General features: G+C 32.0%; 20 protein-coding genes and 1 tRNA gene. 12 read left to right on the forward strand and 9 right to left on the reverse strand.

Annotated elements, in window-relative coordinates:
* The first annotated feature begins 119 nt into the window (after nt 1–119).
* The 5 genes from L1276_RS19460 (at nt 120) to L1276_RS19480 (ending at nt 5,214) form a co-directional block, all read left to right on the forward strand.
* On the forward strand, nt 120–848 hold the full coding sequence (locus L1276_RS19460) for a hypothetical protein (protein ID WP_253790794.1): 729 nt from the start codon (nt 120–122) through the stop codon (nt 846–848).
* Between the two features lie 2 nt (nt 849–850).
* The gene (locus L1276_RS19465; RefSeq protein ID WP_253790796.1) at nt 851–1,552 is read left to right on the forward strand and encodes a M23 family metallopeptidase; all 702 of its coding nucleotides are present in this window, start codon (nt 851–853) and stop codon (nt 1,550–1,552) included.
* Between the two features lie 342 nt (nt 1,553–1,894).
* The gene (locus L1276_RS19470; protein ID WP_253790798.1) at nt 1,895–2,446 is read left to right on the forward strand and encodes a GNAT family N-acetyltransferase; all 552 of its coding nucleotides are present in this window, start codon (nt 1,895–1,897) and stop codon (nt 2,444–2,446) included.
* A gap of 252 nt (nt 2,447–2,698) precedes the next feature.
* The gene (locus L1276_RS19475) at nt 2,699–4,711 is read left to right on the forward strand and encodes a M13 family metallopeptidase (protein WP_253790799.1); all 2,013 of its coding nucleotides are present in this window, start codon (nt 2,699–2,701) and stop codon (nt 4,709–4,711) included.
* A 44-nt stretch (nt 4,712–4,755) separates the two neighbouring features.
* Nucleotides 4,756–5,214, forward strand: a complete 459-nt coding sequence (locus L1276_RS19480; protein ID WP_053470562.1) for an RNA methyltransferase — start codon at nt 4,756–4,758, stop codon at nt 5,212–5,214.
* Nucleotides 5,215–5,310: 96 nt separating this feature from the next.
* On the opposite strand, the gene L1276_RS19485 is transcribed toward L1276_RS19480, so the two are convergent.
* Nucleotides 5,311–5,718: an XRE family transcriptional regulator gene (locus L1276_RS19485; RefSeq protein ID WP_253790801.1), complete on the reverse strand. Its 408-nt coding sequence runs from the start codon at nt 5,716–5,718 to the stop codon at nt 5,311–5,313.
* A gap of 217 nt (nt 5,719–5,935) precedes the next feature.
* On the opposite strand from L1276_RS19485, the gene L1276_RS19490 reads away from it, so the two are divergent.
* Together L1276_RS19490 and L1276_RS19495 are read left to right on the forward strand one after the other, a co-directional pair.
* The gene (locus L1276_RS19490; protein ID WP_253790803.1) at nt 5,936–6,076 is read left to right on the forward strand and encodes a hypothetical protein; all 141 of its coding nucleotides are present in this window, start codon (nt 5,936–5,938) and stop codon (nt 6,074–6,076) included.
* An 83-nt stretch (nt 6,077–6,159) separates the two neighbouring features.
* Nucleotides 6,160–6,480 carry a lysozyme inhibitor LprI family protein gene (locus tag L1276_RS19495; protein ID WP_253790805.1) on the forward strand — a complete coding sequence of 107 codons (321 nt, stop codon included), beginning with the start codon at nt 6,160–6,162 and terminating at the stop codon, nt 6,478–6,480.
* Between the two features lie 33 nt (nt 6,481–6,513).
* Here L1276_RS19495 and L1276_RS19500 read toward each other — a convergent pair whose 3' ends face one another.
* The 6 genes from L1276_RS19500 to L1276_RS19525 all read right to left on the reverse strand — a co-directional run bounded on the left by L1276_RS19500 (nt 6,514) and on the right by L1276_RS19525 (nt 11,032).
* Complete coding sequence (locus tag L1276_RS19500) at nt 6,514–7,059, reverse strand: hypothetical protein (protein ID WP_253790807.1); 546 nt, start codon at nt 7,057–7,059, stop codon at nt 6,514–6,516.
* Between the two features lie 254 nt (nt 7,060–7,313).
* Nucleotides 7,314–7,484 carry an Arc family DNA binding domain-containing protein gene (locus tag L1276_RS19505; protein ID WP_089352030.1) on the reverse strand — a complete coding sequence of 57 codons (171 nt, stop codon included), beginning with the start codon at nt 7,482–7,484 and terminating at the stop codon, nt 7,314–7,316.
* 3 nt (nt 7,485–7,487) lie between these two features.
* Nucleotides 7,488–8,342, reverse strand: a complete 855-nt coding sequence (locus tag L1276_RS19510; protein ID WP_253790809.1) for an SPFH domain-containing protein — start codon at nt 8,340–8,342, stop codon at nt 7,488–7,490.
* 598 nt (nt 8,343–8,940) lie between these two features.
* The gene (locus L1276_RS19515; protein WP_253790811.1) at nt 8,941–9,507 is read right to left on the reverse strand and encodes a hypothetical protein; all 567 of its coding nucleotides are present in this window, start codon (nt 9,505–9,507) and stop codon (nt 8,941–8,943) included.
* A complete protein-coding gene (locus L1276_RS19520; protein WP_253790813.1) occupies nt 9,504–10,751 on the reverse strand; it encodes a hypothetical protein in 1,248 nt (415 codons plus the stop codon). Before L1276_RS19520 ends, L1276_RS19515 begins: the two co-directional genes overlap by 4 nt.
* Before the next feature lie 208 nt (nt 10,752–10,959).
* A tRNA-Met gene (locus tag L1276_RS19525) sits at nt 10,960–11,032 on the reverse strand.
* 116 nt (nt 11,033–11,148) lie between these two features.
* Here L1276_RS19525 and era point away from each other — a divergent pair.
* The 4 genes from era to der all read left to right on the forward strand — a co-directional run bounded on the left by era (nt 11,149) and on the right by der (nt 15,271).
* Entirely contained in the window at nt 11,149–12,030 is an 882-nt protein-coding gene (era, locus tag L1276_RS19530; protein ID WP_253790815.1) for a GTPase Era, read from the forward strand.
* Nucleotides 12,031–12,058: 28 nt separating this feature from the next.
* Complete coding sequence (locus L1276_RS19535) at nt 12,059–13,060, forward strand: hypothetical protein (protein WP_253790817.1); 1,002 nt, start codon at nt 12,059–12,061, stop codon at nt 13,058–13,060.
* A gap of 34 nt (nt 13,061–13,094) precedes the next feature.
* Entirely contained in the window at nt 13,095–13,670 is a 576-nt protein-coding gene (locus L1276_RS19540; protein ID WP_253790820.1) for a CHAP domain-containing protein, read from the forward strand.
* A gap of 293 nt (nt 13,671–13,963) precedes the next feature.
* A complete protein-coding gene (gene der / locus L1276_RS19545; protein WP_253790822.1) occupies nt 13,964–15,271 on the forward strand; it encodes a ribosome biogenesis GTPase Der in 1,308 nt (435 codons plus the stop codon).
* Between the two features lie 64 nt (nt 15,272–15,335).
* Here the strand turns inward: der and L1276_RS19550 are convergent, their stop codons facing one another.
* Nucleotides 15,336–17,213 carry a hypothetical protein gene (locus tag L1276_RS19550; protein ID WP_253790824.1) on the reverse strand — a complete coding sequence of 626 codons (1,878 nt, stop codon included), beginning with the start codon at nt 17,211–17,213 and terminating at the stop codon, nt 15,336–15,338.
* Between the two features lie 354 nt (nt 17,214–17,567).
* Here L1276_RS19550 and L1276_RS19555 point away from each other — a divergent pair, with 354 nt between their 5' ends.
* Nucleotides 17,568–20,330 (forward strand): outer membrane beta-barrel protein, encoded by a 2,763-nt coding sequence (locus tag L1276_RS19555; RefSeq protein ID WP_253790825.1) that lies wholly within the window; start codon nt 17,568–17,570, stop codon nt 20,328–20,330.
* Between the two features lie 86 nt (nt 20,331–20,416).
* Here L1276_RS19555 and L1276_RS19560 read toward each other — a convergent pair whose 3' ends face one another.
* Nucleotides 20,417–20,962 carry a hypothetical protein gene (locus L1276_RS19560; protein WP_253790827.1) on the reverse strand — a complete coding sequence of 182 codons (546 nt, stop codon included), beginning with the start codon at nt 20,960–20,962 and terminating at the stop codon, nt 20,417–20,419.
* Nucleotides 20,963–21,118 lie beyond the last annotated feature (156 nt).

Below are 21,118 nucleotides of genomic sequence, written 5' to 3' on the forward strand. Positions count from 1 at the left end.
AACAGAAATAGTAATAAATAAGGTGCGGATTTATTCAATCTTAAGGTTTTGAAACCTCAGTCATTTTTGGCTCTCATATTTTTGGCGAATGATAATCAACTTAATCATCTCAACTTTATATGAAATTAAATCGACTCTTGTTTACTACTGCAATTTTATCTGCAGTATCGGTACAATCGCAAACCACTCCAAAAAAGAACCAGCTCGAATTTTCAGTAGGAAATAATTTTGGCTATTTAAAAAATCTTGAATTTGCTCCGGTGGCAATGTATGAGTATGAAGGTTTGGTGTATAAATTAAACTATACCCACACGAGTAAAAAAGAAAATTTGTTTGAAGTAAAGATGGATTATCTTTCATCAGAACTTAAAACAGATAAGCTTTCTAATCTCAACACAGATTATGCAAAAGCAGGGTTGGGTTTTTCTTATCTGAAACAGATTTATAATAAAGATAAATTTGCGGTGTATTTAGGACTTCAATCGCAAACTAATATTTCTATTTATCGTAATCCTAATACTTCCAGTTTTAATAATGAGGATTATTATACTTTGCATCAGGAATTCGGAATCGCAGGCAGATTAAGCTATCAGTTAAACGACAAACAATATTTATCTTCAAAATTAACCCTTCCTGCAGCCTTGCTGAGAGTTACCAACGCTGAGGGTAAGTTTTATGCATTAGACAATTATCAAAGTATTTTATGGAATATTGAATATGGTTACAAGCTTTCTAATCATTTTGAGGTAAAGGCAGCGTATAATTTTAATTATGCAAGACTTCAAGTGCCAAGTGCTTATAGAGAATTACAGCATCAGTTGAATCTTGGTATTAACTATAAATTTTAATCATGAAACCAATTAAATCTTTAAGTTGTTTTTTTGCAGTTAGCTTTTTTCTTTTATTTATTTCATGTGCTGATATGTTAATGGGAGATGAAGGAAAATACGATGAAGACATCTATTTAAATTATAAAACAAAAACAGAATTAGAACTGCCTTTTGAAGATGAATGGTACATAGTTGCGGGAGGAAAATCGTTGGAATTAAACCATCATTTTGCGCCTATTCGCCACCAAAGATATGCGCTGGATATTGTTCATGTAAAAAACAGAAGAGGAAATACGGGAGACGGAACTAAAAATGAAGATTATTATTGTTTTGGTAAACGTTTAAATGCTCCTGGAGACGGAAAGATAATAGCTGTTGAGAATGCTGTCGAGGATAATGTTCCAGGAATTAAAAACACGAAACAATCGTTAGGGAATTATATTATTATTGACCACTTGAATGGAGAGTTTTCTTTTATGCTTCATTTAAAAAAGAACTCTATAATAGTAGCTGCAGGAGATACTGTGGAGAGAGGGCAACAGGTAGGTCTGGCTGGAAACAGTGGTTATTCTACAGGGCCGCATTTGCATTATCACCTGCAGACAACTTCATCTCTTGCAACAGGTGTTGGGCTTCCTGTACAATTTTTAAATTATTATGCTAACGATATTTTTACAGAAAGGGGAGAACCCGTTACTTCTCAAATAGTAAGAAAAAATTAAAACAAAACGTAGTTTAATCTAACACGAAAAGCTTCAGAGGAATCTGAAGCCTTGTTTTAACAGCGGGAAGCATTAAAATATTTAAGCAGATTATCCTGGATTATTAAAGCATTCGCATCTTAATTTTTCTCTGTTTTGTTGGCATAATCACTCATGTAAGTGCAAAAAAGCATCAATCAAATGTAAAGTCTGTTTGAAAGTTTAAATTGAAAAAATTATATATTTGACTAAATAATGTGCAAAATTTACCACACATATCTACCCAAATTGAAATTGCTTTATGTAGTTTTAACGGTCAGTCCTTGATGACAAAAACTGATAATCAGAAACGAACAATAAATCATGAAGAAAGAATTTCCAACTATAAAAACCGAAAGACTTTTACTGCGGCAATTTGCTGATAGTGATCTTGAAAATGTTTTCCAAGGACTTTCAAATCCAGAAGTTATTAAATATTACGGAGTGAGTTTTCAAACACTGGAAGCAACTAAAGAACAAATGCTGTTTTTTGCTGACCTTGAAAAAAACGATACAGGAATTTGGTTTGCTATTTGCTCCGCCGATAATAAAACATTCTTTGGAGCGGGTGGATTAAATAATTTAAGTAAGGAACATAAAAAAGCAGAAATTGGTTTTTGGTTAATTCCAAATTTTTGGGGACGTGGAATTATAAAAGAAGCAATCCCTTTAATTTGTAATTATGGGTTTGGCGATTTAGAACTTAAGAGAATTGAAGCATTTGTTGAGTCGGAAAATAAGAATTGTAAAAACGTAATGGTTAAACTTGACTTTCAATATGAAGGAACTATGAAAGACTGTGAAATTAAAAATAACAAGTTTATAAGTCTTGATATTTATGCTAAAATAAAAGATAATTTAATAAAGGCTGAGTAAGAAATTAAGTAAAGCATTAAAGAAATATGAAGCTTTACTAAGCAGCGGTAAGAATTCAAATAGCTAACCAGATTATTGAGGGTTATTCCAATATTATAGATTACGCATTTTAATCTTAAAAGGTTATGATAATTCTGATAAATACTTTAGAATTAAAAACTGAATTTGTATATTGTTCTGCTATAATTAATTATGCCATGCCTATATCCTAAAACGTTTTTAAGTTCATTTTTAATAGAAATCATCTAGATTATGAAAAAATCATTAATGCTCTTTATTGCATTCTTAGCTCTTACAGCGTGTTCAAAACATCAAAAGAAAAAAAATATTGCTATCACAGGAATAGATTCGACATTGCGGCCTGGAAATGATTTCTTTAAATATGTAAATGGCAAATGGTATGATTCTGTATCAATACCTGCATCTCAAGCTGGAGTTGGTGCTTATATGTTTATGAATTTTCCGCAACGTCTGCGTCTGCAGGGAATATTAGACAGCATTTCGCAAAGCAAAAATCCAGCAGGAAGTATTGCGCAAAAAGTAGGAGACTTTTATGCATCAGGTATGGATACTGCAGCCATTGATAAACGCGGTTATGAACCTATCAAACCCCTGCTTGCCAAAATTGAAGCAATCAGCGATTTGCCATCCTTGCTCCACTTTGTAGTTAATGAAGAAAAAGCAGGAAATTCTTCTATTATAGCTTTTGGAGTTTCACCCGATCAAAAAAACAGCGGTATGAATATTGCCGAAATCTATCAAACGGGTATCGGTTTGCCTGACAGGGATTATTATTTCAAATCAGATTCATCAACTGCTGCTATACAGGCAGCATACAAAAAATACCTTGCTGCATTATTTAAGCAAACAGGAAGCAATGCCGAAGAGGCTAAAAAGAATGCTGATTTAGTTTATGATATTGACAAGCAAATCGCCGCTGCTCATAAAACAAAAGTTGAACTTCGAGATGTGCAGGCAAATTACAACAAAATCGCTGTGACAGATCTTGTAAAAAGACATTCGAATATAGACTGGACTACTTTTTTAAAAAAATTAGGTGCTAAAACTGATTCTATTAATGTATCTCAGCCGGCCTATTATGATAACCTTAATAAGCTTTTAAAAAACATCCCCATTAATAATTGGAAAATTTACCTGAAAGCAAATTCTTTAGAAAGATATGCAGATGATTTAAGTAAACCTTTTGTAGATGCTGCATTTGAATATGCGAAAGTGCTTTCTGGTCAAGCTGTTCAAAAATCACGTGGCGAAATAATGGCTAATGCAGTTGATACTTACCTGGGTGAAGCATTGGGTGAATTGTATGTAAAGAAATATTTTTCAGAAGATGCCAAAAAACGAATGTTGGTTCTCGTAAATAATTTACAAAAAGCCTATGCCAAAAGAATTGATAATTTGGATTGGATGAGTCCTGTTACAAAACAAAAGGCTAAAGAAAAATTGTTTGCCATTACCAAGAAAATAGGATATCCAGATAAATGGAGGGATTACAGTAATGTACAAATAGGCAGAAATACCTATTTTGAAAATATGGTTTCGGCTGCTACAGCTGCATATCAATTTCAATTGGCAAAATTGGGCAAACCAGTCGATAAATCAGAATGGTATACCACAACTCCAACAGTTACCGCATATAATAATCCTACTGCAAATGAAATTGTTTTTCCTGCAGGTATTTTACAAGCCCCATATTTTGATAATAATGCAGATGATGCACTTAACTATGGAGGTATCGGAATGGTTATAGGTCACGAAATAACGCATACTTTTGATGATCAGGGTGCTCAATATGATAAAAATGGAAACCTAAAAAACTGGTGGACAAAAGAAGATTATGCACAGTTTAAATCAAGAATACAACAGGTTATCGATTTGTATAGTACCTATACCGTTTTAGGAGATTTACATATTAATGGCGCAATGACAGTTGGCGAAAACACGGCAGATATTGCAGGAATAGCAGTTGCCTATGATGCTTTTAAAATGACTGAACAAGGAAAAGGAAATACAAAAATTGACGGTTTTACCCCAGACCAGCGCTTCTTTATTTCGATAGCTAAAATATGGAGAGTAAAAATGAAAGACGAATTCCTGCGTTTGTGGATTAATAATAATCCGCATTCTCCGCCAAACTGGCGCGTTAATGGTCCTCTAATGAATACGACACCTTTTTACAATGCATTTAATGTAAAACCTGGAGATAAAATGTTTTTGGCAGAGAAAGACAGAATAACGATTTGGTAATAATCTCGTTTCTGGAAATATTTAAAGTTTGTACTTTTGCCATTATGAATGATAACTTTATAAATGAATACTTTGGCATAGGAATTCAAAATGGGAAAACACCTGAAAATTTAGGGGTTTTATGGCGATCGGCTCAAAATATGGGTGCTACTTTTATATTTACCATTGGTAATCGATATGCGAAACAAGCATGTGATACTCATGATGCAGTAAAAGCAATTCCTTATTTTCATTATGAAACTTTTGAGGCTTTCTTTGAAAATTTACCTAAAGGCGCCAGATTGGTTGGTGTAGAATTGGCAGAAAAATCTTCTGATTTAGAAACTTTTGAACATCCAAGAAGATGTGTTTATTTATTAGGAGCAGAAGATCATGGATTGTCTAAAAAAGCAATGGATAAATGTCATCATTTGGTGAAATTTAAATCAGAAAAAAGTCTAAACGTGGCCGTGGCAGGAACTATTATTATGTATGACAGAAATTTGTCAAAACCACGTTCTTAAAACAAAAAGCTTCAGAGAAATCTGAAGCTTTTTTTATTTATTCTATGTGTGATACTAAACTCAAATTTTACTTGAATTAATATCGTTTTATAAAGTTTATTTATCCTTTAATAATTTCTCTAAAACCTTAATATGTTCGTCTTTGGTTTTCAAAAGTTCCGAATTTAAACGTTTAATTTCCTCTAAAGCTTCTATCCATTTTTCTATTGGATTTATATTGAAAGTTGGATAATAGTTGTAACCATTAGATTGGTCGTTAAAAGTATTTGAAATAATATTAATTGCCTGTTCCTCATCAAAATTCTGAAAAGCTTCAACAGGAATTCTCAATGAATTAGAAATTTGTTTAAGCAGATTATCTTCAATAACATCTTTCTGCTCCAGCAAAGAAATTTTCTTTTGATTCCAGTCTTCCCCCAAATCATAAGCCAGTGCTTCCTGTTTGATACCAAGCATTTCTCTAAAGCGTTTTACATTTCTTCCCTGATGAATTTTCTGTTCCATAAATGAGGTTTAGTTTTCTGAGGCTTAAAGATAAAGCCATTCAGATTAAAAAGACTGAATTTCAAAGATAAAAAAATATCCCATAAATATTCCTTTTGTCAGATATTATATCCAAATCCGGAATGATTTGGCAAATCCGAATAATGGGCTTAATTTAGTGCCAAACCTGCTGTAATAGTGGGATATTAGTTGCTTGCTTAGAAAAACCTAATAATATATGAAACACTTTTTTTTATCCATTATTTTTTGCTTTATAGGAAACATTGCTCTTGGGCAAAATGGTCCAAAAGAAATATCTCCGGAAATTTTTAAAAAAATAAAAGCAGAAGTAGAAGCCCAAATCCCTAAGCTAAACTAAAGCTTGCAAAACAAGAATTAAATCCTGACGAAATAGAATTCAAAATAGATACTTTCCGAATAGAGACAATAGCTTCTAAACGAATGGATATTGATTATTCAACAGCAGGAATGAATATAACAGTTGATGAATTGACTACTGGTTATGACAAGTTACTAAATAAGTATTATAATAAACTTATGAAATCACTAAAGCCCGAAGACAAGAAGGTTCTTATAACAGCGCAAAAAGCCTGGTTAGCTTTTCGTGATGCCGAAATTAAGCTAATTGGAACAATGACAGAAGATCAATATTCTGGAGGCGGGACAATGCAGTCCAATATACGAATGGGTCAATATTCCTCTTTAGTAGTCAAAAGAGCGATTGATATTTTTCATTATTATAATGGAATTCTTAAAGATTGATAAACCTAGTAGGGGGAGCTGTAGTTAAATTTTTTATTTTCTCTTTTCCAATCTGAGTATAACATTTCGATCTTTTGACTGATAATATTTTAATCTGACATAGACGTTTTCATCTATCACACCTCCTTTTGATTTAGCGTTATTGTATCCAAAGTCAGTTAAATCAAAATCTGAAAATTTGAATTTTACATTTCTAACATTGAAGCTTTCACTATCATGTCCTGATGATGGCATTCCATGAAAGTCAGTCACATAACCTTCTATTGATTTTAAGCCAGTGTTCAAAATGCTGTAGGTTCTGTATATCTTTATTGTTTGTATAATGACGAGAAAGGCAAAAATGATAATTGAAGTATATTTGATTATTTGCGCTTTTGTAGTATCTAAGCTTTTGCTTTGCGATAAAAGATTCTGAATCAAATTCCCTTCCTTATCTTCATCTTCATCTTCATCTTCATCTTCATCATTTCGGAGTCTATTAACTGCTATCCAGTATAAAAATACTGGTATAGTTATGAACCATGATTTTTGTATGACTTCCAAAACTCCGAAATCGTATATAATATCAAATTGTTTCATTAAGCTTAATTTAAAATTTTTCCCTTGAGCGCGAACCGATAGCGCAGATTTGCAACTGTGCCCGCAAAGATAATCAGAAACGTAGAAAGAAAAAAAGCTCCAGATTTCTCTGAAGCCTTTATTTAGTAGCCCTAACGGGATAATTTTCGAACCATTTTATTGATGATTTAAAAAAAAATGAGGTATTTAGTAAATGAGTATTAGAAAAATAACTTACCTGTAAGTTCTTCAAATTTACATAATACCTTTATGCTTTATTTTTTTTGTTCATTTTTTTCCTTTAATCTTTTCGCATTTTTAAGACTATTATTAAGCATCCACTCAATCTGACCATTGACACTACGAAATTCATCATTAGCCCATTTTTCAATTGCTTTCATCGTTTCTGAATCAATTCTTAATGCAAATGACTTTTTTTCAGACATCTTTTATTGATTTAAAGTACCGGTATTTATTACAGGTTTAGTTTCACTATCGCCACAAAGTACTACCATTAAGTTGCTTACCATTGTAGCCTTTTTATCTTCATCAAAATCTATAACTTCTTTATCTGCTAATAGTTTTAAAGCACTTTCAACCATGCCTACGGCGCCTTCTACAATTTTATGACGTGCAGCAACAACAGCCGACGCTTGTTGTCGTCTTAACATCGAATGAGCAATTTCAGGGGCATAGGCTAGATATGCAATCCTAGACTCTATAACTTCTATTCCTGCAATTTCTAATCGTTGCATAACTTCATGTTCAAGTGCCTGGTTAACGTCATCAAAATTAGTACTTAATGTTACGGTTGCTCTTTCATCTTCAAAATGATCGTATGGGAAAGAACCTGCAAGTTTTCGAACAGCTGAATCCGTTTGAATTCTAATGAATGTCTCATAGTTGTCAACTTCAAACGTGGACTTAAATGTATCTGTAACTTTCCAAACTAATATAACACTAATTAAAATAGGATTCCCCATTTTATCATTAACCTTAATTTTTTCGCTTTCAAAGTTTCTTGCACGCAAAGATAAACTAGTTTTATTATAAAGTGGGTTTACCCAAAACAAACCACTTTGTTTAATACTTCCTTTATAATCTCCAAACAGTAATAGAACATTTGAGCTATTAGGGCCTATTACAATAAAACCCTTTATTAAAAGAACAGACACGAGAAGTGAAATCACTGCTAATATCATGCTGTTTGTGATAAAGCCGTAAAGCGTTATTGCTATTGAAAGTAATAGAATTACAACAACTAAATAGCCATTGAAGGGTATTAAAACTTTTTCTGTTTTCATAATGAGTAATATTTAAATGATATTAAATTGATATCATAAAGATATATATTATTTTAATGTGAAAACATTTTTTTACTTTATAAATTTAAAATAAATGGTAGAATTCAAATACAAATAATCCTGATTATACAGATTTGCAATTTGTGTTCTTAAAAAATTAAAAAATACTTATAACAAACAAAAGCTTCAGATTTCTCTAAAGCTTTTTTTTCAATTGACCTAACGGGACTCGAACCAATTTTCCTAGAAATACAGGCTTTTTATATTTGATAAGAAATATTATAAGATTTTCGAATCATAAAAAAAGCCTGAGAAATCTAGATTTCTCCCGCTCTTCGAAGAATTCAATGGAGGCGCTATGCGACTGTCATTGTCTTCGCCTCGCTGATTGAAGAATGCAATGGAAAGGCTGTGCGAATGTCTCTGACTTCGCACCCACAATCTAAATCAAATATTTTTAGAAATTTTATTATAAACAAAAAAAAGCTCCAGATTTCTCTGAAGCTTTTACTTAGTAGCGGGAAGCATTCAAATATCTAACCGCTTTATTTATGATTTTTATAAAATTGTTTCTTGAATTTGTATTTTGAAAGAATAATTAATTTTTCCATTTTTTTATTTCTGACCATTCTTTTGGTGTAATATCATATGACGGGGCACCATCACTATTTTTATATTCATCATAGTAAACACCTTTCATGCCATCATTTTTCTTTACATCTATAAAAAAAGTTCCTTTTTTGAATTCAGGAATCTCTAATTCAAAACTTATGTGATCATTCCTGTCAAAATTCCCTACATAAATCATCATTTTGTCTACGTCTCTTACTTTGTAAGTGTAAACAGAATCTTTTGTATACATTTTTTTTCCTTTCCAAGTGTCATCACTAGCATCAATTATATTTTTATAAATAGTAAGTTTAAAATATGTGATGCCTAAACTGTCCTTGATAGTAGACTTGGGTATAAAAAAACAATTATTAATACTTAATGGTGTAGTCGGACTCAGTATCAATTCATCACTGCCCTCTAAAATTATTTTTATTCCTCTTTCAGAATAACAGCTTTGATCGCCAGGCTGGGCGTTTAATGAATAAAAAGAAAATAATAAGGCGATAAATATTGTTATTGTTTTTATCATTGAAATGTTGTTTGTTGCAATCATTGGTTAATACTTTTTTCGATTTTTTGATGCACGTTAATTCCTAATGCGTTATAATATTCTATTAAATCCATTGTACCAAGAGGTGAAGCTGTGTTGTTTTTGAGACTAAATATTTCTATTTCTTTATTTATCTTTTTTGATTCAATTAAAGAACTCTCCTTTTTGTATGCAGCAATATCATGTAAGTTGTAGGTAATTTGGTAGCGAAATGTGTCATTTTTATCAATTAAATGAATGCCATTGTAAGATAAAATGTTTGAAATGGCTACATATTGTTTCAGATAATTTTGTAAAGCGGGCATACTTGTTATCATCTTTAATTTTTGACAACTTGTTACTATCGTATCATTGTTATCAAAATTATCAAATAATTCGCCATTATTAATTCTTATTAGATCAGAGTTAGCTAAAGCGCTAATTTCTTTTTGGTTACGTTTGTAAATATTATTTTTTATCAATCCATTTTTGAGTTTTTCTTTAAAATCACGATAAGTGTTTGAGTATGAATTGGGAGAGTCACAATGGATATATCTGATGAATTTTGGAATGTAGTTTGCTGTTCCATCTTCGCTAAAATATGTTTTTTCGGTATTTTTTGTAAGCAGGAGTATTGTATACAGTGCTAAAATATTTTTATCACCAAGTAATTTTTCAATTGTAGAATCATTAAATCGTTTAAATTTTGTTTTGTCTTTTTTCTCTACTGTTATTGTGTTTAGACTATAATCGCCAATATTTAATTCATCTTTAACAACAAGATCTTTGTGAAATTTAGCAATATATTCTATTGCAAAACACAACAAATTAGAGTTGAAATCGGGGCATGTTTCTAATGTATGCAAAATAGTATCATTAAACAATAAGCGGATATGATGATCATCTTCTTTATAGAAATTAATACTATCACCCAGGATTTTAACTCTGTATGGAAGATGTAATTGCAGTCTTAATTCCTTAGGCAATCCCGAAATGTTTTGGAATCCTTTTTCATTGTATTTTTTATGGTAAGCCATGATTGTATTGTATCCTGAAGGAATTTTATCTAAATAATAATACTTTTCTTTTTTATTATATTTAGCTTTAATAGCTGGGATTTCAAAACCTTCAAGAGTTACTTTTGCATCATTAATGTTTTTCAGCGTTTCGGCATCTTCCAGATATATTTTTATAGAAGAAATGGGTTTTTCTTGTGCAGAAACGTAAAATGAAATTACTGTAAAGAAGAATATTAATAATGGTTTCATGCAGATTTTTGTTTCTTTTTAGTATAGATGCCAATTTAGTTTAAAAGGTTGGGAAGAAACAAAATATTTTTTCAATTTTTAGTTTAGTTAAATTTTCGTTACATCCCTTAGTGGCGGGAGCATCCCGGTGGTGAATGCAACGAGATGTTGAAAAAAAGGGGGATAAAACAAAAAAAGCTCCAGATTTCTCTGAAGCTTTTTGTCTGTGTAGCGGGAACAGGACTCGAACCTGTGACCTTCGGGTTATGAGCCCGACGAGCTGCCTACTGCTCTATCCCGCGATGTTTCGGGTGCAAAGATACGTCGATTTTTGAGAATTCCAACGAAAACTTTAAAAAATGTTTTATTTTCTGTATTGAGTTGATATGACTACCTTTGCAAATTAAATATTATGCAAATGTCACATAAAGCAGGTTTTGTAAACATAATCGGGAATCCAAATGTTGGAAAATCGACACTAATGAACGCCTTTGTTGGAGAAAGATTATCCATCATAACATCAAAAGCACAAACAACACGTCATAGAATCTTAGGAATCGTAAATGGCGAAGATTTTCAAATGGTACTTTCAGATACTCCCGGAATTATAAAACCGGCTTACGAAATGCAAGAGTCGATGATGAACTTCGTAAAGTCGGCTTTTGAAGACGCTGATGTTTTAATTTACATGGTCGAAATAGGGGAGCAGAACTTAAAAGACGAAGATTTCTTCAATAAAATCTTTTATGCTAAAATTCCCGTTTTACTATTGCTGAATAAAATCGACAATTCAAATCAGGAACAATTAGAAGAACAGGTTGGTTTTTGGAAAGAAAAACTGCCAAACGCTGAAATTTTTCCAATATCAGCTTTACAAAACTTTAATGTTCCGGAAGTTTTTGGCCGAATCATAGAATTGCTTCCAGAATCACCACCTTATTATCCAAAAGATCAATTAACAGACAAACCGGAACGTTTCTTTGTAAACGAAACGATTCGTGAAAAAATCTTATTGAATTACAGTAAAGAAATTCCGTATGCAGTAGAAATTGTAACAGAAGAGTTTTTTGAAGATGAAAAAATTATTCGAATCCGTTCTGTAATTATGGTAGAGCGCGAAACGCAAAAAGGAATTATCATTGGGCATAAAGGCGCCGCTTTAAAGAAAGTAGGAATGGACGCCCGTGTTGATTTAGAGAAATTCTTCGGGAAACAAATCCATATTGAGCTTTACGTAAAAGTAAACAAAGACTGGAGAAGTAATGCCAATATGCTGAAACGTTTTGGGTACAACCAATAATTTTTCTAAAACATCCAAAAACTAATTTATGCAGGTTTCTACCAAGTACTCCATACCAATATGTTGTGGACTTATAGTTATTGTGGGCTTAGCATCCTTCTTTCAATCAAAGGAAGATAGTGTAAAACCTGCTCCCGTTAAGAAAAATACAGAAATAGTTACAAAATTAGATTCAGTTACGTCCTTTGATACCACAGCATGTTCAGACGCAGAAGTGAAATTGTTTTTAAAGGAGTTTATTAAACAGTTTCAGACCAATAAAGCAGCTAATATTAATAGGTTTATTAATAAAGAAAACGGATTGGCAGTGTTTCTTAGAGATGGATATTACCCCATTTTAAGTTTCCCTGATAAAATTGATGATTGGATTGAATGGTTCGATTTTAAAATTTATGATAACATAATTTTTGAAAAATTCCCAGAATATCTGGGAGACGGTGAATTTAAGAAAACAGGCTTTTTTTATATCGATTATAAAAATAAATTCAATCTCGATGATTTTGATGATACTTATAGTAATCGTACAAATGAAGATAAAAAGCCATTTCGCCAGCTGGAAGAAAAATGCAATTATAGAGCAGATGTAATGTCGCTGGACAAAACAACAGTACTTACATTGTATTTTAGTATTTATAAAAATAATAAATACCTGGTTGGAATTACACAAGATAGTGTCGACGATGTTTTATATATAGATAAGGAAAAAGAATTTATAGCATTCGATACTGAAGAACAGGTAAACGAATTTATCCAAAATAACAGAAGATTTTGTGATTTAGAGAACAAAGCTTATGTTGATTTTGATAAAAAGGAATTGACTTACTGCGATTTTGGCGATGAACCGTTTCCATTTCTTAATTATAAAATTGGTCCAATAAGTGTTATCTCAGATAAAATAAAAATTAGAGAAATCACTTTTTATAATTCTAATGAAGAGGATGGATTTACCTTAAAATTATCAAACAAAGGTGCTTTTAGCTCCTACAGAATGGGGGCAAGGCCACAATATATTTATGATAAGTGTAATTAATAACTACTAGGGATTAATGAAGGTTAAAAAAATTATGCTGCTAATTATTTCAGTTTTAGCTTTGGGCTACGCAGGATTTAAAATTGTAAAGAAAATAAATTTAAACTCCGATTATAAAATAGGTCAGTCGCTGGATAGTTTAAATGGTGTAAAGGTTTATTACAATGGCGGAGTAGATCATGTTTCTGGACGAAACGTGACAAAAGATAATTACAATTTAGGACTTAAATATCAATGTGTTGAATTTGTAAAACGATATTATTACGAACATTACCATCATAAAATGCCAGATGCGTATGGTCATGCAAAAGATTTTTTTGATCCGAAAGTTAAAGATGGTGATTTGAATTCAAATAGAAATTTAATTCAATATACAAATCCAAGTAAAAAGAAACCTGAAGTTGGAGATTTGGTCATTTTTTCAGGATCTATTTTAAACAGATTTGGACATGTAGCGGTAATTTCTAAAGTTTTGGAGAATGAAATTCAGATTATTCAGCAAAATCCAGGGCCGTTTAGCAGTTCGAGAGAAAAATTTGCCTTAGAAAATCAAAACGGAAATTATAAAATTGATAATAAAAGGCTGTTGGGCTGGTTAAGAAAAGAGTAATAAAATATTCTTGAAACCTTAAAGCCTATCCCAGATAGAAGCGGCATCCTTTTTTTGATCTCGTTTTTTTCTAACGAGATCAGAAAAAGATATAGCGGATAGCTGGAAATTGCTCCTAAAAATAACAAGAATAACAATAAAAAACTTAGGTACTTAGAAACTTATTAGCTTAGGAGCTTTTTTTAACTACCTTTGCAAAAAATTAAAACACAGCATTTTGGATTAACGGTTTACATGATTTTGTCAAAAACAGAATCTAAAAATCTGAAATCCAAAATCTAAAATTCAAAAAAATGAATAACATTGTTGCGATAGTAGGAAGACCTAATGTAGGGAAATCGACCCTTTTTAATAGGCTGATACAAAGAAGAGAAGCTATTGTAGATTCAGTATCTGGGGTTACCCGTGATAGAAACTATGGTAAAAGCGAGTGGAACGGAAAAGAGTTTTCTGTTATTGATACGGGTGGATACGTTCGCGGATCTGATGACGTATTTGAAGGTGAAATCCGTAAACAAGTAGAACTGGCTATCGACGAAGCCGATGTTATTATATTTGTAGTTGATGTAGAAGAAGGTATTACACCAATGGATGAAACGGTTGCCAAGTTACTTCGTAAAGTAACAAAACCTGTTTTATTGGCTGTAAATAAAGTAGATAACGCAATGCGTGAGAAAGATGCAATTGAGTTTTATAATCTTGGTTTAGGAGATTATTTTACTTTTGCAAGTATTTCAGGAAGCGGAACAGGAGATTTATTAGATGCTTTAATTGATGCTTTTCCAGAGAAAGAACCAGTTGAGGTAACAGAAGAATTACCTCGTTTTGCAGTTGTAGGACGCCCAAATGCTGGAAAATCTAGTTTTATCAATGCTTTAATCGGCCAGGATCGTTATATTGTAACTGATATTGCAGGAACAACACGTGATGCAATTGATACAAAATTTGACCGTTTTGGTTTTGAATTTAATTTAGTTGATACTGCGGGAATCCGTCGTAAAGCAAAAGTAAAGGAAGATTTAGAATTTTATTCTGTAATGCGTTCTGTAAGAGCAATTGAGCATGCAGATGTTTGTATATTGGTAATCGATGCAACTCGTGGTTTTGAAGGTCAGGATCAAAGTATTTTTTGGCTTGCCGAGAAAAACCGTAAAGGTGTTGTAGTTTTAGTAAACAAATGGGATTTGGTTGAAAAAGACACCATGTCGAGCCGTGATTACGAAGAAAAAATTAAAAAGGAATTAATGCCTTTTACAGATGTGCCTATTTTATTCGTTTCGGCTTTAACTAAGCAGCGTTTATTAAAAGCATTAGAAGCTACGGTTCAGGTTTTTGAAAACAGAAAACAAAGAATTGCAACTTCAAAATTCAACGAATATATGTTGAAAGTTATTGAAGCTTATCCACCGCCAGCAACAAAAGGTAAATATGTGAAAATTAAATATTGTATGCAATTGCCAACGCAAACACCTCAGTTTGTGTTTTTTGCCAATATGCCGCAATATGTAAAAGAACCTTATAAAAGATATCTTGAAAATAAAATTCGTGATAACTGGGATTTTGCAGGAGTTCCAATCGATATTTATATCAGAGAAAAATAGATTTCAAAAAATCTTTATTATAAAACAAAAGCAGTATTTCTATTTTGAAATACTGCTTTTTAGTTTAAACTTCATAGAAGAATATTTGTTCAATTGGTCCGCTGTCAGAAATTGCATTATCGCCGTTGTGAAGCCTGGATCTTCCAAAAAGTTTTAGAATGTAAGTACATCTGGTCATATCATTTGGCGGATTGTTAAGCTGAGAACTATTGTTGGTTTTCTCTGTAACTGCCGGATTGATATTTGAAGCCAAAGGAACTATTGCGTCTGAAATTGCTCTGTTTACACTATTGCTGTTGTTTCTTAAGTGAAGTGAAGAAGATGATAAATGTGGATGATAAACCGTGTATTTTGCATGGATAGTACCATTTATCGGACTGCAAAGATTACTTGATTCCAATTCTGCAATCGCTAGTTTTATAAATACAGGATTATTATTCATAATAGCTGAATTTAATATTTTTCCGCCGGAAATTATTCCAAACTGATTTGCAGGTTTATTAATCACCTCTCTGATTTCAAAACGAATAGCAAATTTCTCAATTCCAATTTTGTTAGCTGCCGGAATAGTCTGCCCGGCATTAATGCTGTCAGGAATGTTGGGTGCTGATGTCAATGCAGCAGTATTTATACTGATCAGTGTATCTTCTTCAATAATATTATACAAAGACAAATCGGCTGGAGTTAATCCGGCATTTATTAAAGATCTTTCTATAGCATGATTAACATCAAACCAGCCTTCGGCATCAAAATCGCTCTGATCACTGTAAACGAAAATTTCATTATTAGTTAAAGAAAAAACTTTACGAATTAGTTTAGAAACCACTCCCGGAACAAATAAATTTGGATACAAACCTGCCACTTTTGTAAAGCCAGATAATGGAGGAGCATTCAAACCATCATTAGGAGTTGTAGAATCGCTTACGGAAAAACGATATTCAACAGGATTTCCCGATGCTGATTTTAAAGCGGCCTGCCCGGTTAAACGAATAGTTGAGAACAGAACATTTTTACCAGAACCTGCATAACCATCGGCATCAAAATCATAACTGTTGGCTCCGTAAGAAGAACTAAAGGCATTTCCAATTCCGGTCCACGCACTAGGAAAGTTCGGATCTTCAGGATTTACCACATTTACCTCCGAACATAAATTTACGCACAAACAATATCCCACATTTTTGCGCGCATTGGCCTTAGTTTCGTCAACCAATTTTGTTCCGGCTAATTCTGCTTTAAAATAAACATCGGGCCCGCTTTGAAAAGAGAGAAAACCGGGATCTGTTTCTACATTTATCCAAGGCGATAAAAACGTTTTTTTGAAATTGGCAGAGGTATAATCAATCCTAAAATGTCCGTTGGCATCCGTTGTGTCCGTACCTAAAGTATCATCGGTCAAAAAATCGGCATCCATTGCTGTAACTTTAGCATTAGCAATAGGCGTATTGGTTTTGCAGTTCATCAAATGACCGCAGATAACCCAGGCGTCAAAAAAGTGGCCGCGAATATAACACCACCATTTATACGGAATAGGATATCCCCATCGGTAATTTTGATTTTGTACTTGTTTCTCAAGTTCAATGCGCATAGATAAAGTCGTAAGATGCAGCTGGATTATTTCATCTTTCTTGGGTTTTGGATGTTTTGGCGGAACAGATCCGCATACAAAATCTATGTCAAAACTTGAATTGATATGACGTTCATCAATTTCAATTTCAAAATGGCCTTTAGCATCTGTTTTTCCTTTGTAAACAAGCAATTCTGCTCTTTGTTTTGCTTCTTCTTTTGAAACAAAACGAAATGTTTCTTTTATATTTGAAGCAGCATCTGCGATTACATCCGCTTTTCTGTAGGGGTGATAAATTAAAATTTCAACTTCAGATACCGCTTCTAGGCAATCTTCACATACATATCCTTTTAAGGAACCTTTAAAAATATTTTTCATGGTAATTCGTTTTTAAAATGCCTACTCTTATCAGTTTTCGACTTTTCTGCCATACTCTTTTTTAGGATTTTCTGAATTCTCCTTTTGATTTGTTTCGCAAAGTTTTTGAATTTTGATAAAATAGAAGCAAGGTGAAATACTGTTTTTATTAGGGTCATTTTACCCTTTTTTTATATTTTGTAAATAATTATAAAACAGTATTTTGTGTTTGTTTTTTAGAGCTCAAGTCCGTTTTTTAAACAGTTCTGAAATTTTAAATGGCACACTATTTGAATAAATGTAAAAACTACAATTATAAACAATTTAAACCTTTTGTTTTTTTTGGAGTCTAACTAATCAAACCAACCTAATTTTATGACCAGAATTTATTCATTTTTATCGTTTTTCTTCCTTTTTGTCTTAAGTGCCAATGCGCAAAACGACGTTACACTTAGAGGAACCGTTTTAGATGTCAACACGCAATTGCCTATGGAAATGGCAACGGTTTATTTTACTACAATAAAAGATTCCACTGTTATTGAATATGCCACCACAGATAAAAATGGCGCTTTTAGAATGGATATCAAGAAATATGAAAAGCCTGTTTTTTTAAAGGTGAGTTATATGGGATACCAAACCTATTATGAAGAATACAAGGGACTTACAGAAAGCAAAGATTTTGGTAAACTTTATATGATAGAAAATGTAAATGCACTTAACGATGTTGTTATAAAAACAGAAGCGGCACCTATTACTATTAAAAAAGATACTTTAGAATTTAATGCTGCTTCATACAAAGTCCGTCCGGATTCTAATGTCGAAACTTTATTAAAGCAACTTCCTGGTTTTGATGTTGATAATGACGGAAAAATTACGGTTAATGGGCGAGAAGTCAATCAGGTTTTGGTAAACGGAAAAACATTTTTTGATAAAGACGGAGCCATTGCTATTAAAAATTTACCTGCTGATATTATTAAAAAAATTCAGGTTTCTGATTTTAAAACCAAAAAAGAAGAACTTTCAAAACAAGAATCGACTTCAGATTTCTCGAGTATCAATATTACAATTGACGAAAAGAAAAACAAAGGCTATTTTGGTAAAGTCATGGGCGGTTATGGTACCGATGATCGTTATGAGGCCAACGTAAACCTTAACTATTTTAATAATAAGCAAAAAATAAGTTTACTGGCATCTTCCAATAATATCAATTCAACTGGTTTTTCTATGGATGATGTTTTTGATAATATGGGCGGTGGTCGCAACAGCAGTGGAAGAGGCGGAAATACAAGTTCTGGCGGAGGCGGAAAAGGAATTACGCAATCTAATTTAGTAGGTCTTAATTATTCTGATGACTGGACTGAAAAATTGCTGGCTATGGGAAGTTATAATTTTTCGAACACAGTCAATAAAAATGATAGTAAATCAAATGAAGTTGTTTTTCAGCCAACTGGAAATAATATAACACAAAGTGAATCTAAATCCAGAAATGAAAATACGGGGAATAATGCCAATTTTGAGCTGGAATATAGACTAGATCCTAAAACACGAATTGTAGTTGCTCCTAAAGTAAGCCAATCACGAACAAATGGTATTTCATCATCTTCAAGTGCTACAGAAGATGAAAATGGAAATGCGCTGAATAAAAGTGATGGAAGCTCAATATCTGAAGGAACAAACACAAACTTTGCGAACACAATAAACTTTAATAAGGCTTTTGATAAAAAAGCCCGTAATTTTAGTTTTGTTTTTACTAATAATAATACAGACAGCGATTCTGACGGTTTGAATATTTCTGAAACAATTTATTATGTAGGCACTACACCAAATGATTTAAGGAATCAGAATGTAAAAAAGAGAGCGGTGAGTGATGCTTATTCTGCAGATATAGAATATACAGAACCAATAACCGACTCATTAAGAATTAGAATTGGTGCCGATTTAGACTGGAAAAGCAATAGTAATGATCAAAAAACGTATAATTTCAATGAAGATACTCAGGAATATACTGACTATGATTCAAGATTTAGTAATTATACAAGTTCTATTCAAAATTCATTTACACCAAAAGTTGGAGTTACTTTGCAAAAAAACAAGTTTACTGTAAATCTAGACAGCCGAACTTCAATTGTAAATTTTGAAAATTATTCACTTTACCAAAATGCAGCAACAGATTTGAGTAAAAAATATGCATTGCCTTTTGCTGCTGCTTTATTGCGATACAAATTTAATCGTTCTAAAAACTTATCATTCAAATATGATTATTCAAATGCATTACCTTCGGCGAATCAGTTAATGCCAATTGTAAATTTGAATAATCCTTTGAATACAATTATTGGAAATCCTGACTTGAAACCAGTAGAAAAAAACAGCGCGAATCTCCAATTTAGAAATTACGATTTTAGATCTCGTTCAGGTTATAGTTTTAATTTAAAAGGAGATTATTATAATAATGATATTGTTTCTATTTCCAGCTTCAACGAAAGCGGGCAAAAGGAAACAACCTATACCAATATTTCGGGTGTTTATAATATCTCTCTGGGGGCAAATTGGAATCAGCAAATTAAAAAAGATGCACATACATTTCGATATGGTGTAGGTCTAAGTGGAAATTACTCTTTTGATAAAGGATATACCAATGACATTTTATATAATTCTAAATCTGTCGGAATTACTCCAAAGCTATATATGTCTTATGATTACGGAGAAGTATTAACCATTGCGCCATCGTATAATTTGTCATATAACCAGTCTAAATATGAAAATTATTTGCTGGATCAGACTTCAAATGTTATTCACAGGATTAATATGCAGACAACTTCTTATTGGCCGGCAAATTTGATTTTTGGAAATGATTTTGGATATACTTATAATTCAAATATCTCAGGCGATTTCAAGAAAGACTTCTTCCTCTGGAATACCAGTTTGTCTTATGGTTTCTTAGATAAAAAATTATATGCGAAAGTAAAAGTATATGATGTTTTAAATCAAAATCAAAGTGCTACAAGAACGATTTCTTCAACATCGATTAGAGATGAAGAAAATACAGTTTTAAAACGTTACGTAATGTTTTCTTTGGCTTATAAAATTGGAAATTTTACAGGTTCTGAAAAAGGAGGGAAAAGAAAACCGAGAGATTAGTTGTTTTGAAGGGACAAAGGTTCAGAGGAACTTGAAAAAAAACCTAAATCAAATTGTAAATTTGATTTAGGTTTTTTTGCTAAAAGTTAAATAGGCGAGCAATTTTCAGTATCAAAAACAATTATGGCTTCATTATTTAAATTAAAAAATGATTCCAGCTTTGGAATTATTTCCATTTCTAAAAAACGGATTTCAGGATTGCTTTGATTTTCATTTTTTATATCATTTGTGAGATAAAGCTTTTTGATTGAAGTTTTGTTTTGAGCCGTTAGGATATAATTAAAATTCCATGATCCGGATTTTGATATAATACCGGTAATGTTGCTTAAATTAATAATTTTCTTTTTTCCCAAAGGCGTAATTTTATAAAAAGCATCATCCGTTTTATCAAAAAGAAATATTGTTTTATTTTTAATCTTCCATCGATAAATACCATTAAGAAATAGAATTGCAGAGACAAGAATGGAAAGAAGGAATCCAATTTTAAAATCATTTATATGTGATGCGGCAATTCCCAGAACTAAAATGATAATTCCTAAAAAAAAGTTCAAAAACAAATTCGATTTATCGTACCAATAAGGATCGAATGAAATCTGATTTTCTGATGCTGTAAAATTGTAGTAATGCTGCATTTGGTATTTACTTAAAATTTGAATAAAAATCAGTTTTTAAAATAAAAATAAATGCCGCTAAACGTTTTTAAAGTAATAGTTTAAGGTTTTTTTGAGGTTATATAATCGCATAAAAAAGCGAGATACATTTTAAAATGTATCTCGCTTCATGATTTA

This window comes from Flavobacterium sp. HSC-32F16 (genome assembly GCF_024171645.1).
Taxonomy (GTDB): Bacteria; Bacteroidota; Bacteroidia; order Flavobacteriales; family Flavobacteriaceae; genus Flavobacterium.

Bases quoted from the DNA above. Each gene is read 5' to 3' on its own strand.
- L1276_RS19460 (WP_253790794.1), top strand. From the start codon at position 120: ATGAAATTAAATCGACTCTTGTTTACTACTGCAATTTTATCTGCAGTA.
- L1276_RS19465 (WP_253790796.1), top strand. From the start codon at position 851: ATGAAACCAATTAAATCTTTAAGTTGTTTTTTTGCAGTTAGCTTTTTT.
- L1276_RS19470 (WP_253790798.1), top strand. From the start codon at position 1,895: ATGAAGAAAGAATTTCCAACTATAAAAACCGAAAGACTTTTACTGCGG.
- L1276_RS19475 (WP_253790799.1), top strand. From the start codon at position 2,699: ATGAAAAAATCATTAATGCTCTTTATTGCATTCTTAGCTCTTACAGCG.
- L1276_RS19480 (WP_053470562.1), top strand. From the start codon at position 4,756: ATGAATGATAACTTTATAAATGAATACTTTGGCATAGGAATTCAAAAT.
- L1276_RS19485 (WP_253790801.1), bottom strand. From the start codon at position 5,718: ATGGAACAGAAAATTCATCAGGGAAGAAATGTAAAACGCTTTAGAGAA.
- L1276_RS19490 (WP_253790803.1), top strand. From the start codon at position 5,936: ATGAAACACTTTTTTTTATCCATTATTTTTTGCTTTATAGGAAACATT.
- L1276_RS19495 (WP_253790805.1), top strand. From the start codon at position 6,160: ATGGATATTGATTATTCAACAGCAGGAATGAATATAACAGTTGATGAA.
- L1276_RS19500 (WP_253790807.1), bottom strand. From the start codon at position 7,059: ATGAAACAATTTGATATTATATACGATTTCGGAGTTTTGGAAGTCATA.
- L1276_RS19505 (WP_089352030.1), bottom strand. From the start codon at position 7,484: ATGTCTGAAAAAAAGTCATTTGCATTAAGAATTGATTCAGAAACGATG.
- L1276_RS19510 (WP_253790809.1), bottom strand. From the start codon at position 8,342: ATGAAAACAGAAAAAGTTTTAATACCCTTCAATGGCTATTTAGTTGTT.
- L1276_RS19515 (WP_253790811.1), bottom strand. From the start codon at position 9,507: ATGATTGCAACAAACAACATTTCAATGATAAAAACAATAACAATATTT.
- L1276_RS19520 (WP_253790813.1), bottom strand. From the start codon at position 10,751: ATGAAACCATTATTAATATTCTTCTTTACAGTAATTTCATTTTACGTT.
- era (WP_253790815.1), top strand. From the start codon at position 11,149: ATGTCACATAAAGCAGGTTTTGTAAACATAATCGGGAATCCAAATGTT.
- L1276_RS19535 (WP_253790817.1), top strand. From the start codon at position 12,059: ATGCAGGTTTCTACCAAGTACTCCATACCAATATGTTGTGGACTTATA.
- L1276_RS19540 (WP_253790820.1), top strand. From the start codon at position 13,095: ATGCTGCTAATTATTTCAGTTTTAGCTTTGGGCTACGCAGGATTTAAA.
- der (WP_253790822.1), top strand. From the start codon at position 13,964: ATGAATAACATTGTTGCGATAGTAGGAAGACCTAATGTAGGGAAATCG.
- L1276_RS19550 (WP_253790824.1), bottom strand. From the start codon at position 17,213: ATGAAAAATATTTTTAAAGGTTCCTTAAAAGGATATGTATGTGAAGAT.
- L1276_RS19555 (WP_253790825.1), top strand. From the start codon at position 17,568: ATGACCAGAATTTATTCATTTTTATCGTTTTTCTTCCTTTTTGTCTTA.
- L1276_RS19560 (WP_253790827.1), bottom strand. From the start codon at position 20,962: ATGCAGCATTACTACAATTTTACAGCATCAGAAAATCAGATTTCATTC.